General features: G+C 69.0%; 12 protein-coding genes. 8 read left to right on the forward strand and 4 right to left on the reverse strand.

Annotation, left to right across the window (positions count from 1 at the left end):
• The first annotated feature begins 99 nt into the window (after window positions 1-99).
• A complete protein-coding gene (locus BH708_RS14400; protein ID WP_253705341.1) occupies window positions 100-1524 on the forward strand; it encodes a copper amine oxidase in 1425 nt (474 codons plus the stop codon).
• Between the two features lie 778 nt (window positions 1525-2302).
• Here the strand turns inward: BH708_RS14400 and BH708_RS14410 are convergent.
• A complete protein-coding gene (locus tag BH708_RS14410; RefSeq protein WP_076809720.1) occupies window positions 2303-3196 on the reverse strand; it encodes a RimK family alpha-L-glutamate ligase in 894 nt (297 codons plus the stop codon).
• A gap of 580 nt (window positions 3197-3776) precedes the next feature.
• On the opposite strand from BH708_RS14410, the gene BH708_RS14415 reads away from it, so the two are divergent.
• Window positions 3777-5525, forward strand: coding sequence for a sodium:solute symporter family protein (locus BH708_RS14415; RefSeq protein ID WP_076809722.1), 1749 nt, complete (start codon window positions 3777-3779; stop codon window positions 5523-5525).
• Between the two features lie 71 nt (window positions 5526-5596).
• Window positions 5597-5725: a putative transporter small subunit gene (locus BH708_RS20160; protein ID WP_216639475.1), complete on the forward strand. Its 129-nt coding sequence runs from the start codon at window positions 5597-5599 to the stop codon at window positions 5723-5725.
• A gap of 308 nt (window positions 5726-6033) precedes the next feature.
• Here BH708_RS20160 and BH708_RS14420 read toward each other — a convergent pair whose 3' ends face one another.
• Window positions 6034-6492 carry a MarR family winged helix-turn-helix transcriptional regulator gene (locus tag BH708_RS14420; RefSeq protein ID WP_076809724.1) on the reverse strand — a complete coding sequence of 153 codons (459 nt, stop codon included), beginning with the start codon at window positions 6490-6492 and terminating at the stop codon, window positions 6034-6036.
• 128 nt (window positions 6493-6620) lie between these two features.
• Here BH708_RS14420 and BH708_RS14425 point away from each other — a divergent pair, with 128 nt between their 5' ends.
• The 3 genes from BH708_RS14425 to BH708_RS20610 all read left to right on the forward strand — a co-directional run bounded on the left by BH708_RS14425 (window position 6621) and on the right by BH708_RS20610 (window position 9282).
• Complete coding sequence (locus BH708_RS14425; protein WP_076809726.1) at window positions 6621-7814, forward strand: MFS transporter; 1194 nt, start codon at window positions 6621-6623, stop codon at window positions 7812-7814.
• Window positions 7815-7855: 41 nt separating this feature from the next.
• Window positions 7856-8686 (forward strand): aldo/keto reductase, encoded by an 831-nt coding sequence (locus tag BH708_RS14430; protein WP_076809728.1) that lies wholly within the window; start codon window positions 7856-7858, stop codon window positions 8684-8686.
• A gap of 428 nt (window positions 8687-9114) precedes the next feature.
• Window positions 9115-9282 (forward strand): AraC family transcriptional regulator, encoded by a 168-nt coding sequence (locus tag BH708_RS20610; RefSeq protein ID WP_083713616.1) that lies wholly within the window; start codon window positions 9115-9117, stop codon window positions 9280-9282.
• A gap of 226 nt (window positions 9283-9508) precedes the next feature.
• On the opposite strand, the gene BH708_RS14440 is transcribed toward BH708_RS20610, so the two are convergent.
• Window positions 9509-10549: a Gfo/Idh/MocA family protein gene (locus tag BH708_RS14440; RefSeq protein WP_076811348.1), complete on the reverse strand. Its 1041-nt coding sequence runs from the start codon at window positions 10547-10549 to the stop codon at window positions 9509-9511.
• A 135-nt stretch (window positions 10550-10684) separates the two neighbouring features.
• On the reverse strand, window positions 10685-11620 hold the full coding sequence (locus tag BH708_RS14445; protein ID WP_076809732.1) for an aldo/keto reductase family oxidoreductase: 936 nt from the start codon (window positions 11618-11620) through the stop codon (window positions 10685-10687).
• A gap of 189 nt (window positions 11621-11809) precedes the next feature.
• On the opposite strand from BH708_RS14445, the gene BH708_RS14450 reads away from it, so the two are divergent.
• On the forward strand, window positions 11810-13090 hold the full coding sequence (locus BH708_RS14450; protein WP_076809735.1) for an MFS transporter: 1281 nt from the start codon (window positions 11810-11812) through the stop codon (window positions 13088-13090).
• Between the two features lie 141 nt (window positions 13091-13231).
• Entirely contained in the window at window positions 13232-13681 is a 450-nt protein-coding gene (locus BH708_RS14455) for a DUF2871 domain-containing protein (protein ID WP_076809737.1), read from the forward strand.
• Window positions 13682-13748: the final 67 nt, after the last annotated feature.

The raw sequence follows: 13748 nt of genomic DNA on the forward strand, positions 1-13748 counted from the left end.
ATCCGATGAGGCAGTAACAGGAATGGTGGCGGCCCGTTGCGGGTCGCCACCATTCCGCTGTCCACAGACATCAACGCGTCGGACCCAAGAAGGGTCAGCATGTCGGCCGGCAGGTCGTACTGGGAGAGGTCGATGAAGTCGATGAAGTCCGTGAGCAAGCGCAGGATCGCCGTGGCGGCGCTTCTGGCGATCTGCGCCGGGGTACTCGTGTGGGTCGTGGCCGTCGGCCCCCAGGGATCGCCGCCCGACGCGTCGGAGGAGCAGACGACGGCGGCTGCGCCCGCGGCCGAGCTGGACTGCGGCGAGGGGCAGGAGATCTCCAGGTCCCTCTCGAGCGGGGCGACCTGGTCGATGTGCTGGTCCATCGACCCGGACATGGGCCTCGTCGTCTCCGACATCCACCTGACCCCGCCCGGCGAGGAGCCGATCAGCATCATCGACTCGCTGTCGCTGTCGCAGCTCGAGGTGCCGTACGACGACGGCGGGCGCAACACCCATGACATCACCGAATCCGGGTTCGGCGGCACCAAGATGAAGACCCTCGGCGAGGACATCTGCACCGGGAGCATCCTCGACGCGGACATCCCGAACATCGGCGACGGCACGTACGGCGAATCGGAGACCCGGGGCGTGCTGTGCTCCTCCGAGGTCGACGGCGGCGTCGCCTACCATTCGAGCGACGCCGTCGCCCCCGCCGCGACCCGGAAGACGGATCTGCAGCTGTTCACCGTGTCCCGCGTCGGCTGGTACGAGTACATCACCGAGTACACCTTCGGCGCCGACGGCTCGATCGACGTGCAGCTCGGCGCGACCGGGGACCTCTCGCCCGTGGACTACAGCGACGAGGAGCACGGATGGGACGTGGGGGAGGACGAGCACGCCACCAGCCACTCGCACAACGCGGTCTGGCGCGTGAACTGGGCCCTCGGCGGCGACGGGGGGATGCAGGTCCAGCAGTTCGATGCCGAGCGCACCGGAGAGATGGGGGACGAATCGGCGGAGCTCACGGGGCAGCTCACGTCGCTGACGCACCCCACGACCGCGAAGTGGCAGGATCGGCGCTGGTGGAGGGTGCTCAATCCCGAGGTGCTGAACGAGGACGGCCATCCGATCTCGTATCAGATCGAGATGGAGAAGACCGATTCGTTCGTCTTCGCCGATGTCCTCGCCGACGCCGGAACGGATGCCCATGCCCACGCGCACGAGACGGGATACGACGTCGCCTTCACCAACTTCGACGAGTGCGAGCGCTTCGCCGTGAAGAACACCGGCGACTGCGGGGACGGGGTCGAGGACTTCGTGGACGACGGCGCCGAGGAGACGCTGGACGACGTCGTCTCCTGGGTGGCCGTCGGATATCACCATGTTCCCCGCGACGAGGACCAGTCTCCGATGGAGATGCACTGGCAGGGGTTCGCCCTGCAGCCTCGTGATCTGACGGCTCAGCGGTTCGACGTCCCGGAGGGCCACGAAGAGGTCAACGGGGTCCCGGACTCCGAGTGGCGCGAGTCGCCGACGGGGTGATCGGGCCGCGCCTCCGCCTGCCGTGGCGGCGCGGGCGGGAGCCCGGCCGCCACCTGCTGGAGCTGCAGCCTCTGGCAGCAACAGGCCGTTGAACACGCCGCCGCCAGGACCGCATCTGTCGGCCTCGCCGCCGTGATCCGTCGGGCAGCGACGGATCGCGGTTGCTCGGCGCGCTGCGCCGGCAGCTCCACGTGCGTCCGTACGGGCAGATGGTCGCGCGGGAGGGCTCCGTCGAGACGGAAGCCGTCGACGCGCGCGTCGAGCACGCGGACGTCCTGGCTGAGCAGGATCCCGTCGATGCGGAACTCAGGGATTCGCGCATCCTCGAAGGCGCGGAACGTGCCTCAGCTCGGGCTGAGCCGCTTCTCCGCGGCGAGCCAGGAGTCCTGCTGCTCGGAGTCCTCCACCAGCACCGCAGAGGCCGGGGAATCCTGGGCCACGGAGTTGAGATCGCCGGTGACGATCGTGGGCAGTCCCAGCAGATGGACCTGCCGGAGGAGGTCGGCGATCAGCGTGGAGGCCCAGCAGGTCCGGACGGTCGCGGGCGAGCATCTCCTCGATCGCGGGGGCGCGGTCTGCCCAGTGTCCGGGGTCGCCGGGGGAGGCCGCCATGGCCTCCTGGGATCAGAACGCTGAGTGTCCGATCCTTCAAGGGTGACGAGCGCACTGATTCTTCTCATGCCCGTTCGTGAGGCGGCCCGTCCCCTCCCGGGACGATGCCTGGAATCGCAGGGTGCGCGGGCGCACTGCGCTGTGAGGCGGTCGGGTTCGGTGCCCCTCACCCCCGCGCGAGGATCGCGTCGGCGAAGATCTCGGTGACCTCGGGGACGAGCTGGAGGTTGAACAGGGGCTCGAACAGCTCGGCCTCCAGCAGCACCAGGCCGTGCGGGGCGGAGTCGACGGTGTCGATCCGGCCGTACAGCGGCAGGGGCAGGCCGGTCACCTCTTCGACCGCAGCCAGCACCGTCCCGGCGAACGCCTGCTCCTGCGCGGTGGCCTCGAGGACCACGGGGCTCTCCTGGTAGGCGCCGCCGCGCAGGCCTCCGCCGCGCTGGAGCAGGGCTCCCTTCGCGATCGCGTGGGTGACCTGACCGTCGACCACATAGAGCGCCTTCTCCCGGCCCTCGGAGAGCTCCGGCACCTCGGGCTGCAGCATCACGACACCGCCCTCGGTGAGGATCGCGCGACCGAGCTCGAGCGCGGCGGGGGAGTGGCGGGCGAACAGGCCCGTGTGCCGTGCTCCCGCGCCGACGGTCGGCTTCACGACCACGTGCGGCGTCGAGGCCGCCTGGGACGTCAGCGCGGTTTCGAGGGTGGACATCTCGTGGTGGTAGCTCGTGGGCACGACGGGAACGCCGACGCCCTCGAGCTGGGCGAGATAGCGCTTGTCCATGTTCCATCGCACCAGCTCGGGCTCGTTGAGCACGGCGGTGAGCGCATCGACCCGCTCCAGCCAGGCCGCGAACTGCGCGGGCCGCCCGGCGTAGTCCCAGGGGCTGCGGAGCACGAGCAGGTCGAAGGCGGCCCAGTCCACGGTCTCGTCGTGCCAGACGGTGAGTTCGGCGTCCGCACCGCGACGCCGGAGCGCCTCGCGCAGCGGCGCCGCGTCGAGATGGGGATCGGCCGCGGTGAAGGTCGTGGGATCGGTGACGACGAGGCCGATGCGGGTCATGGGCCTGACCTTAGCAACGGTGGGTGCCCGCGATGTCGACCGGGAGGCGGGGCGAGCTGGGCGGGCTCGAGGGGCGGGGCGCCCGGGCCTCCGCGTGTGGGGTTTCCGATCACGAGGGCGGGCCCGCGACGATGGCACGGACGACACCGGGCCCCTGCACGGCCCACGCAGGCGGCTGACCACTCCGTGTGCTGCATCACCATGCAGGGCGAGCTGACAGCGTCGGAATCTGCTTGTCCGACAATTACTTTTGACGCTCTGACCTGCACGTGTGAGCGTTCACGGGTATCTCCAGCTGGCAATCAGAGTCCTCGTGTGCGAGTATCTATGCGGCCCTAAGGGTGCTGGTGATGCGCAGGACCGCCTTCGCGACGAGGTCGAGTTCTGCAGCAGTCGTCGAGAGGCACATCCCCGGAGCAGGCGCGAGGCGCCGCCCGGGTCGACGTCGGACGGCACGCGCTCCAGGGCCGCCTGCCGGTGGCCCGCTGAAGGGACCCCTGACGTCAGCGCGCCATCGCGCCGGCGTCGCGGTGCACCGGCCGAGAGTGACCGGAATGCCCGCGATGAAAGGAAGTACGCAGTGCCGCCCGCGCCCACAGGAGAGACCTCCCAGCTCGGAACCATCGGAGTGATCCTCCTTCTGCTGCTGTTCTACGGCGGCACGATGTGGATGTCCGTGGCGATCTCCCGCAGGAAGGAGAACGCCGACGACTACATGACCGCCGGCAACAAGATCGGCTTCGGCGTCTCCGCCGCCTCCATGACCGCCACCTGGATCTGGGCGTCCTCGATGTACGCCTCGGTGACCGCGGGCTACACCTACGGCGTCTCCGGCCCCATCCACTACGGGCTCTGGGGCGCGCTGATGATCCTGTTCATCTACCCCTTCGGCAAGCGGATCCGGAAGGTCGCACCCAAGGCGCACACCCTCGCCGAGGTCATGTACGCCCGGCACGGCCGCTCCTCGCAGCTGATGCTCGCCGGCTCCAACGTGCTCGGCTCGGTCATCTCGTTGACCTCCAACTTCATCGCTGGTGGCGCGCTGATCGCGATGCTCTCCCCGATGAGCTTCGGCAACGGCATCGTCATCATCGCCGGCGGCGTGCTGCTCTACACCCTGTGGTCCGGCTTCCGCGCCTCCGTGCTGACTGACTTCGCACAGGTCATGGCCATGCTCGGCGCGGCGGTCGTGATCATCCCGGCCGTCTTCTTCGTCGTCGGCGGTCCGTCGATGTTCGCCGACGGCGTCGCCGCCGGCCATGTCACCCCGCAGCAGGAGAGCTTCTTCTCCTCCGAGGCCTTCATGAACCAGGGCGCCCCTTACATCGCCGCGGTGCTCGCCTACGCGATCGGCAACCAGACCATCGCCCAGCGCCTGTTCGCGGTGCGCGAGGACCTCATCAAGCCCACCTTCGTCACCGCCACCATCGGCTACGGCGCGACCGTGATCGGCATCGGCATGCTCGGCGTGATGGCCCTGTACCTGGGCATCGAGCCCATGAACGGCGACATCAACAACCTGATGCCGCAGATGGTCGGCACCTACCTGCCCGTCGGCCTGATCGCATTGGCCTTCATCATGATCATCGGCTCGCTGTCCTCCACCGCCGACTCCGACCTGTCGGCGCTCAGCTCGATCGTGATGACCGACATCTACGGCCAGTCCGTCGGTCGCCAGAAGGTCGACCCCAAGAAGATGCTGCTGATCGGCCGCCTCACCATGGTCGTGGCGACCGCCGCGGCGCTGTACTTCGCCACCGCGCAGTTCAACATCCTGGATCTACTGGTGTTCGTCGGCGCCCTGTGGGGCTGCCTGGTCTTCCCGGTCATCGCCTCCTTCTACTGGAAGAAGGTCACCAACAAGGCGTTCACCGTCTCCGTGATCGCGGCGCTCGCCGTCTTCCTGCCGGTGCGCTTCGCGCTGATCCCTCTGGTCGGGCCCTGGGCGCTGTTCGTCGAGCTGCTCGCGATCGTCGGCGTCGGCGTGGTGCTGGGCATCATGTCCTTCGGCTTCTTCGGCCTGCGCCCGGCGGTGATCATCGGCGCGATCGCGACGATCGCCGTGCTGCCCTTCGGCTTCGACTACCTGCGCGACTACGAGACGCTGTCCGGCTCGCTGGTCGCCTACTCGGTCTCGTTCCTGGTCTGCTACCTGATGAGCGTCCGCTCGAAGCAGGACTTCGACTTCTCGGTGATCCGCAGGGTCACCGGCGACTTCGACGAGGAGGACGAGAGCGTCGGCTCCATCGCGGGCGATCCTGCCTCCGACGGCTCCGCGACGGACGGTCCGTCCCCGGCCGCCGAGGGCGCCGGCACCACCGACCGCTGACCCCCACCACTGACCCCTTCGCCACCCCACGGCGGGGCCTCGCCCCGCCACCCTCTCGGAAGGAGAGACCCATGACTGCTCTGCTGACCGCCTACGTGCTCATGTGGCCGGTGCTCGTGTTCGGCATCCTGGTCACCATCGCCGGCGGCTTCCTGAAAGACGTCAAGGAAGCCCGCAAGGCGGGCCGCTCGGTCATCTGACCCGTCCGGACAGGCTCTGGCCGGCCCCGGCCGGCCCTGGGCGACGCAGCACGTCGGCAGGGCCCGAGTCGGCGCGTACGGCAGCTCCGGCACCACGACGGCGCCCGCCGCTCCCGAACCGGGGGCGGCGGGCGCCCTCGTGTGTGCTGTCGGATCAGGCCGACGACCGGACTGAGCGGAAGGGAGCGGATGTCACAGCGCTTCGTGGTCCCGGTCTCTGATCCGAGCTCCCCATGGCCGGGCAGAGAGATGGTGGCGCTTCCGATGCGCCCTGGCTGCATGATGCCCAGGACGTGGTGGCGGCTCTGTCATCCCGGCGCGCTGCTCGCTCGCAGTGCGGGGAGCGACTCGGCGAGCGGGCGGAGCTCCGGTGTCTCGAGTGCTTCGTCGAGTGCGTCCTGCAGTGCTTCGTCGTGCGTGGGTCGAGCGCGCTCGAGCAGTGACCATCCGTCCGGCGTGAGCTCCGTGTAGATGCCTCGTCGATCGTCCTGGCAGAGGATCCGCGTGAGGTAGCCCCGGTCCTCGAGCCTGGTGACGAGCCGCGTGGTGGCACTGTTGGAAAGGGCGGCGGCGTGGGCGAGCTGCTGCATCCGCATGTGCCAGCCGTCCTGCCTGCTCAGCGCGTCCATCACGCTGAACTCCACCACGGAGATCGCGTGCTCGCTCTGCAAGGCACGCTCGAGCCGAGTCTCGATCAGGCTGTGCAGGGCCGTGAGAGTTCGCCAGCCGCGCGCCCGGATCTCGACAGCGTCGTCCGCAATACCCATGGATGCTCCTCCTCGTGTTGCTCGGAACTCTACCAGCTTGCGCCTATAGGCGGCGCGTGCAAGTATCTGTGGCTGCGTGTGCAACAGTTGCACACGCTTCCAATCCCTGTGTTCGAGGAGCATGTCTCATGCCTGTAGCTCTCTTCGCCCTGGCCCTCGGCGGCTTCGGCATCGGGCTCACCGAGTTCGTCATCATGGGCTTGCTGCCCGAGGTCGCGGCTGATTTCGGCGTGACCGAGACGGTCGCCGGCTACCTGATCTCCGGCTATGCCCTGTCCGTCGCGATCGGCGGCATCGTGCTGACCACCGCACTCGGGAAGATCGATCGCAAGAGGGCTCTGCTGTCCCTGTTGCTGCTGTTCATCGTCGGGAACATGCTGTCGGCACTGGCCGATACGGACGCCCTGATGATGCTCGGCCGAATCATCGCTGCGCTCTGCCACGGTGCCTTCTTCGGCATCGGCGCGGTCGTCGCCGCCGACCTCGTCGCTCCCCATCGGCGCGGACAGGCGATCTCGATCATGTTCGCCGGGCTGACCATCGCCAGTGTCGCCGGCGTGCCGCTGGGCACCTTCCTGGGGCAGGCTGCCGGCTGGCGCGCGACCTTCTGGGCGATCACCGTGATCGGCGTGATCGCGCTGATCGGCATCGCGGTGCTCGTCTCGGCGACCCCCGCTCCCGAGCGCACCGGCAGCGTGCTGGGCGAGTTCCGCATCTTCCGCAACACCCAGGTGTGGCTGTCGATCCTGGTGACGATCCTCGGGTACGGCGGAATGTTCGGAGCCTTCACCTACATCGCCTTCACCCTCACCGGCGTGAGCGGCTTCAGCGCCGGCGCCGTGCCGTGGCTGCTCGTCCTCTTCGGCGCAGGTCTGTTCCTCGGGAACCTGCTGGGCGGCCGCTTCGCCGACAAGTACCTGTTCGCCACTCTCGTCACCGTCCTGGCGGTGCTCGCCGTGGTCCTGGCCGTGTTCGCGCTCGCTGCGACATCCCAGGTCGTCACGGTGATCGCGCTCGTCCTGATGGGTGGGTTCGGGTTCGCGACCGTGCCGGGACTGCAGATGCGCATCATGAACCACGCCTCGGCCGGGCCGAGCCTCGCCTCGGGCGCGAACATCGCAGCGTTCAACCTCGGCAACGCCTTCGGCGCCTGGGTCGGAGGCCTCACCCTCGCCGCCGGGCTCGGATTCACCGCCCCGCTGTGGGGCGGCGCCGCGATCACCCTGGTCGGACTCGCCGTCTACCTCGTGGCCGGGCGCCTGCGCGGCGGCGAGATCGCGCCGCGCCCTGCCAGCGTGAGCGAGCCGTCGCTCGCGCTCTGACCCCACCACGTCACGCACCCACCAAGAGAAAGAGAAAGACCATGTCGACAAACATTCCCGCCATCACCCTCAACGCAGGCATCCAGATGCCCCAGCTCGGATTCGGCGTCTTCCAGGTCCCCGATGACGACGCCCAGGGCGCCGTCGAGAGCGCCCTGGCGAGCGGGTACCGCGGCATCGACACCGCAGCGATCTACGGCAACGAGACGGGGGTCGGGCGCGCGCTGGCATCCGCCGACGTAGCGCGCGAGGACGTCTTCGTCACCACGAAGCTCTGGATCGAGGACCACGGTCGAGAAGCCTCGCGAGTGGCGCTGGAAGCGAGCCTCGAGCGCCTCGGCCTGGATCATGTGGATCTCTACCTGATCCATTGGCCGACCCCCGCCACGGACGCCTACCTCGACACCTGGCAGGGATTCGAGGATCTCGCCGCCGCCGGCCTGACACGCGCCATCGGAGTCTCGAACTTCCTTCCGGAACACCTGGAGCGTGTGGTCGCCCTGGGCGGCACGGTGCCCGCCGTCAACCAGATCGAGCTGCACCCCGCCCTGCAGAACCGGGAGACGGTGGCCGCGAACACCCGGCTGGGAATCGCCACGGAGGCCTGGAGCCCTCTGGCGCAGGGCGCGGTGCTGAAGGATCCGGCTGTTCTCGCCGCGGCCTCGACGCATGATGTCTCACCCGCTCAGATCGTCCTCCGGTGGCACCTGCAGCACGGCAACATCGTGATCCCCAAGTCCGTGACGCCCGAGCGGATCGCCGCGAACCTCGATGTCTTCGGCTTCGAGCTCGATGATGCGGAGATCGCCCAGCTCGATGCACTGGAGAGGAACGGACGCACCGGCCCGCACCCTGCGGAGTTCAATGGCTGATCAGGGGCGCATGGACAGGGGGAACGCACTGCGGATCGGTGCGTTCCCCCTGTATCCCACCGAAGAGCATCACTGCATCGACACAGGTTGCGTGGGTGACGTGGCACCCTGACCGCGGCCTGCACGAAGCGTCACCGCCATCAGGATTTCCTGGCGCTTCTCGAGCAGTTCTCCTGCGGCTGCCCCTCTGAGGTGCTGCGCCTGGTGAGGGACGACTGCGCCGCCCACAGGACGCCGGAGGCCCGGGAGCGGCTGACGGCGTGTACGGCACGACCGCAGCCGGTGGATAGCATCAGAGAAGGGAGTTCCAGAGGGAGTAGCCGACCAACGACGAGACGCCGACGGTGAACAGCGTGCTCAGCCATGCGGCGGACGTCAGGTTCGAGAAGGCGGCGAGGGTGTCACGTGAGCTGCTGGAGGCCTCCGACATGAGCATCGAGCGGATCGCCTCGGACTCAGGATTCGGGACGAGCGCTTCGCTGCGCCAGTTGTTCCACCGGGCCCTGGGGGTCTCTCCCCAGGCATATCGAAACACCTTCCGAGGGGCGGAGGTCACCCCGAACGGAGCACCAAGATCCCCCGGAACCGCAGCGTGAGGGCGCATACGGACGACAGCCCGTGACGTCTCGATGGAGACCGCCGGGTGGATGCGGTCCCGAGCCCACCACAGGAGGGACCCTGACGACGACGAACTCGCGGCCGCCGTCGCCGGCCTCCGCCCTCACGGCCGAGGACGCCACCGTCGCGCGGTGCCTCGGGTGCCTCGTCAGAATCTGCTGAGCCCTCCGGTGCCTGCGGGCTCGGGCCGGCGGGCGCGTTCCGTCAGTTCCCGACGCCGCTGTTGGCGTAGGCGTCCTTGAGGATCTCGAGCGAGGCCATGGCCTCGCCGGGACCGATCCAGAACGGGTCGGGGCCGTCCAGGGAGGCGTAGAAGTCGCGGATCAGCTCCTCGTGGGAGACGCCCCAGTAGGCCCGGCCCCCTGCGGTCGCGACCCGGTCGGAGTAGGTGTCCACGCGGCCGTCGGCCCAGCGCACGGTGAGCCCGCCGCCGCGCCCGGACCGCACCTCGAGGTAGGCGTTCTCGGTGGCCACCTCGAACTCGACCGGGCGCGCCACCGGCGCCGTGAGCGTGGCGTAGAAGGTGGTGGTCACTCCCGAGGCGTGGTGGAGCACCAGATCCGCCGTGTCCTCCACCTCGGTGACCGAGGCGAACTTCTTCTGGGAGACCAGCCCCTCGGTGCGCTCGACCGGACCGATCAACCACTGCACCAGGTCCAGGGTATGGATCGCCTGGTTGATCAGCAGCCCACCCCCGGCGTTCTCCCACCGGCCGCGCCACGGCTTGGCCGCGTAGTAGTCGCCGGTGCGGCTCCACACCACCGAGGCCCACGCGCCCTGCACCGCGCCGAGCTGTCCGCTCGCGAGCAGGCGCGCCAGCTCCTGGCCGGCCCGGTTGTAGCGGTTCTGGAAGCAGATGCCGATCTTCGGCGCGCCCGCACCGCCGTCGGCCCGCGGTGCGGTCACCGCGCCGAGCGCGTCCACCAGGCGGGAGCCCTCGGCGAGGGTATGGGCGAGCGGCTTCTCCTGGAGCACGTGCACCCCGCGCTCGAGCGCCGCCAGCGAGGGGCCGACGTGCTGGTCGTGCGGGGTGGTCACATGAACGCAGTCCGGTCCCAGCGCGTCGATGAGCTCCTCGACGGTGGGATACGTGGGCAGACCGGTCTCGGCAGCGGCCCGGCCCCGGGCTGCGGGATCGCGGTCGGCGATGCCGACGAGCTCGAGGCCGTCGATCGCCTCGATCGCTCCGACGTGGACGACGGACACGTCCCCGTAGCCGACCAGACCGATACGTCGCTGGGCCATGTGCTGCGCCTCCTCGCCGCTGCGGTGCGGCACGTGGGTGAAAGGGTCTCCGTCCCATCCTTGCCGGTCGGCGCAGTTCACGGTAGAGGTTGCCGCGCGGTGCCTGGCGGGCCGGTGGTCAGGCGGTGCCGCGGCTCAGGGCACGATCCACCCGGCCGCGCGGAACAGCTCGTACCACTCGGGCCGGGTCAGAGGGATCTCGGAGCCGGCGGCGGAATCGGTCACCCGTTGCGGGGTGGTGGTGCCGAGGACCACCTGCATCTGGGCCGGATGGCGGGTGATCCACGCCGTCGCGATCGCCTCGGGGGAGACCTCGTACCGTGCGGCCAGGCGGTCGATGACGGCGTTGAGCTCCGCATAGTCCGGATGGCCCAGGAACACGCCGTCGAAGAACTTCGCCTGGAACGGCGACCACGCCTGGACCGTGATGTCGTGGAGGCGGCAGTAGTCCAGGATCCCGCCGCCGTCGCGGACGATCGCCTGGTCGGTGCCCTGCATGTTCGCCGCGATGCCCTGGGCGACGAAGGTGGAGTGCGTGATCGACAGCTGCAGCTGGTTGGCGACGATCGGCTGATTCAGATGTTTCGCCAGCAGGTCGATCTGGCGCGGGGTGTGGTTGGAAACACCGAAGTGGCGCACCTTGCCGCTCGCGTGCAGCTCGTCGAAGGCACGGGCGACCTCCTCGGGCTCGACCAGCGCGTCGGGCCGGTGCAGCAGCAGGATGTCGATGCGGTCGGTCTGCAGGGCTCTCAGCGACCCCTCGACGGACTCGATGAGGTGCTCGTAGGAGTAATCGAAGTACGGACCCTCGGGGACGATCCCGGCCTTGGTCTGGATCGTCACCTGATCCCGCTCGGAGGGCGTCAGCTGCAGGGCCTGGGCGAAGCGCTCCTCGCAGCGGTGCGCGGAACCGCCGTAGATGTCGGCGTGGTCGAGGAAGTCGATACCGGCGTCCCTGGCGGTGCGCACCAGGGTGCGGATCTCGTCGTCGGACTTCTCGGCGATGCGCATCAGCCCGAGCACGACGTTCGGCGCGGAGATATCGGTGTGCGGCATGGCGAGATGCTTCATGGGATGACCTCAGATCGCTGGGGGTGTCGCGGGGACCTGGTCGCCGGGACCGGGCGCGGCGTCGTCGCGGTACGACGGTGCGGGGACGAGCCTATGCCCGGCGGCAGACGGAGCGCACCTCCGCGCGAGCGCTTTCCACCCTTCGGGACGAGGATGCTCTCCTGCCTGCCTCTGCTTAGGCTGGACCCGGTGACCACGCCCTACCCCTCCTCCCACGTCCCGCCCGTCACGCCGCACCGTGAGACGGCAGGAGCCCGGATCACGTTGACCCTCGCCTCGTTGGCGATGATCGGGCCGTTCAGCATCGACACCGTCTTCCCGGCCTTCACGCGCATCGGCGCGGAGTTCGGCAGCGATACGGTCGCCCTCCAGCAGCTGGTCTCCGCCTACCTCGCCGCCTTCGCGATCATGTCGATCTTCCACGGTCCCCTCTCGGACGCGCTGGGCCGCAAGAAGGTCATGATCGGCGGGCTGGTGATCTACCTGATCGGCATGCTCGGCAGCGTGCTCGCCCCCACGCTCGGCAGTCTGATCCTGATGCGCGTGCTGCAGGGGATGAGCGCCGGCGCGGCCACCATCGTCTCCCGCGTGGTCATCCGTGACATGTTCTCCGGGACCGAGGCCCAGCGCCTGATGGCCCGGGTGATGATGATCTTCTCGGTCGCTCCCGCGATCGCGCCGATCCTGGGCGGCTGGCTCCTGCTGCTGGGGGACTGGCGGTGGGTGTTCACGGGGGTGGGCCTGTACGGACTGATGGTGCTGCTGGCGGCCACCCGATTGCCGGAGACGCTGCCGCGCGAGGCCCGCACCCCCTTGCGCGTGGGAGCGCTGCTGGGGTCCCTGCTGCACGTGGGACGCTCCCCGGTGATGCTGCGGGTGGCTGCCGCCTCGGCCTTCGGCTTCGCCTCCCAGTTCGTGTTCATCGCCGGCGCGTCGATCGTGGTGGTGCGCCTGCTGGGCCTGGGGGAGCAGGACTTCTGGGTGCTGTTCCTGCCGTTGATCCTCGGCATGACCTCCGGCGCCTGGCTGGTGGGTCGCGCCGCGGACGTGATGGACCGCGCGCGCCTGATCAGCTTCGGCTTCGTCGGCACCGTGCTCTCGACCGGCCTGAACCTGGCGCTGGTCAGCATCGCGCCGACGTTCACCGGCGGACTCAGCTGGTCGCTGCTGCTGGCCGTGGTCGGGCCGATGCTGATCGCCTTCTCGGTGGCGCTGCTGTTCGCCCCGATCCAACTGGAGGTGCTGGACCTGTTCCCCCATGAGCGCGGTGCCGCCGCCTCGCTGGGCACCTTCTTCGGCCTCGTGCTCAACGCGCTGCTGGCCGGTGTGGTCGCTCCGCTGGTGACCTCGAGTCTTCAGGTCCTCGCTCTCACCGCACTCGGCTTCGCCGTGGTGGGCACGGCGCTGTGGGCCTGGCACCTGCGCGCCGTCCGTGCCCCGGCAGAGAGCCGCGTTCCTGTCCCGAGCTGACCGCGGCCGCCATGGGGTCGCGAGGGGCCGCGGTCTCCGTGGGGTCGCGAGGGGCAGCGGTCTCCGTGGTGGCACGGACCACCACCACACTCCATCATTCGGTTGATCCCCTGGTCATGCATGATTCCTAGAGTCGAAGACATGACACGACTGCTGAACACCGCCTTCGCCTACATCCTCCTCGGACTCGCCTCCGGACTCTTCTATCGGGAGTTCGTCAAAGCCACCGACAACGTCGGGACGCACACCCAGCTGAACACCCTCCACACCCATCTGCTCGTCCTCGGCATGGTCATGTTCCTGCTGATCCTGGCGCTGGACGCGATCTTCTCCCTGACCGGTCGGCGCTCCTTCACGGTCTTCTTCTGGACCTACAACGTGGGTCTCGTGGTCACCGTGGCGATGCAGGCCGTGCGCGGCATCCTCACCCTCGACGGCCAGGACCCGACGACCACCAGCGCCGCCATCCCCGGCATCGCAGGGCTCGGCCACATGCTCCTTGCCGTCGGGCTGATCGCCCTGTTCCTCGCCCTGCGCGGCGGGATCAAGGACCGCCTCACCGCCGGCGAGAAGGACGCCGTCACCGTCTGACCGCTCCGGGGTCTCTCCCGTGACGCGAGTTCTCCTCCCTGCAGCGAGTTCACCCTTCAGCGAGTTC

Origin of the sequence: Brachybacterium sp. P6-10-X1 (assembly GCF_001969445.1) — a bacterium.
Lineage (GTDB): Bacteria > Actinomycetota > Actinomycetes > Actinomycetales > Dermabacteraceae > Brachybacterium.

Excerpts from the sequence above, each read along its gene's own strand:
- BH708_RS14400 (WP_253705341.1), top strand. The coding sequence starts at position 100 with ATGTCGGCCGGCAGGTCGTACTGGGAGAGGTCGATGAAGTCGATGAAG.
- BH708_RS14410 (WP_076809720.1), bottom strand. The coding sequence starts at position 3,196 with ATGACCCGCATCGGCCTCGTCGTCACCGATCCCACGACCTTCACCGCG.
- BH708_RS20160 (WP_216639475.1), top strand. The coding sequence starts at position 5,597 with ATGACTGCTCTGCTGACCGCCTACGTGCTCATGTGGCCGGTGCTCGTG.
- BH708_RS14420 (WP_076809724.1), bottom strand. The coding sequence starts at position 6,492 with ATGGGTATTGCGGACGACGCTGTCGAGATCCGGGCGCGCGGCTGGCGA.
- BH708_RS14425 (WP_076809726.1), top strand. The coding sequence starts at position 6,621 with ATGCCTGTAGCTCTCTTCGCCCTGGCCCTCGGCGGCTTCGGCATCGGG.
- BH708_RS14430 (WP_076809728.1), top strand. The coding sequence starts at position 7,856 with ATGTCGACAAACATTCCCGCCATCACCCTCAACGCAGGCATCCAGATG.
- BH708_RS20610 (WP_083713616.1), top strand. The coding sequence starts at position 9,115 with ATGAGCATCGAGCGGATCGCCTCGGACTCAGGATTCGGGACGAGCGCT.
- BH708_RS14440 (WP_076811348.1), bottom strand. The coding sequence starts at position 10,549 with ATGGCCCAGCGACGTATCGGTCTGGTCGGCTACGGGGACGTGTCCGTC.
- BH708_RS14445 (WP_076809732.1), bottom strand. The coding sequence starts at position 11,620 with ATGAAGCATCTCGCCATGCCGCACACCGATATCTCCGCGCCGAACGTC.
- BH708_RS14455 (WP_076809737.1), top strand. The coding sequence starts at position 13,232 with ATGACACGACTGCTGAACACCGCCTTCGCCTACATCCTCCTCGGACTC.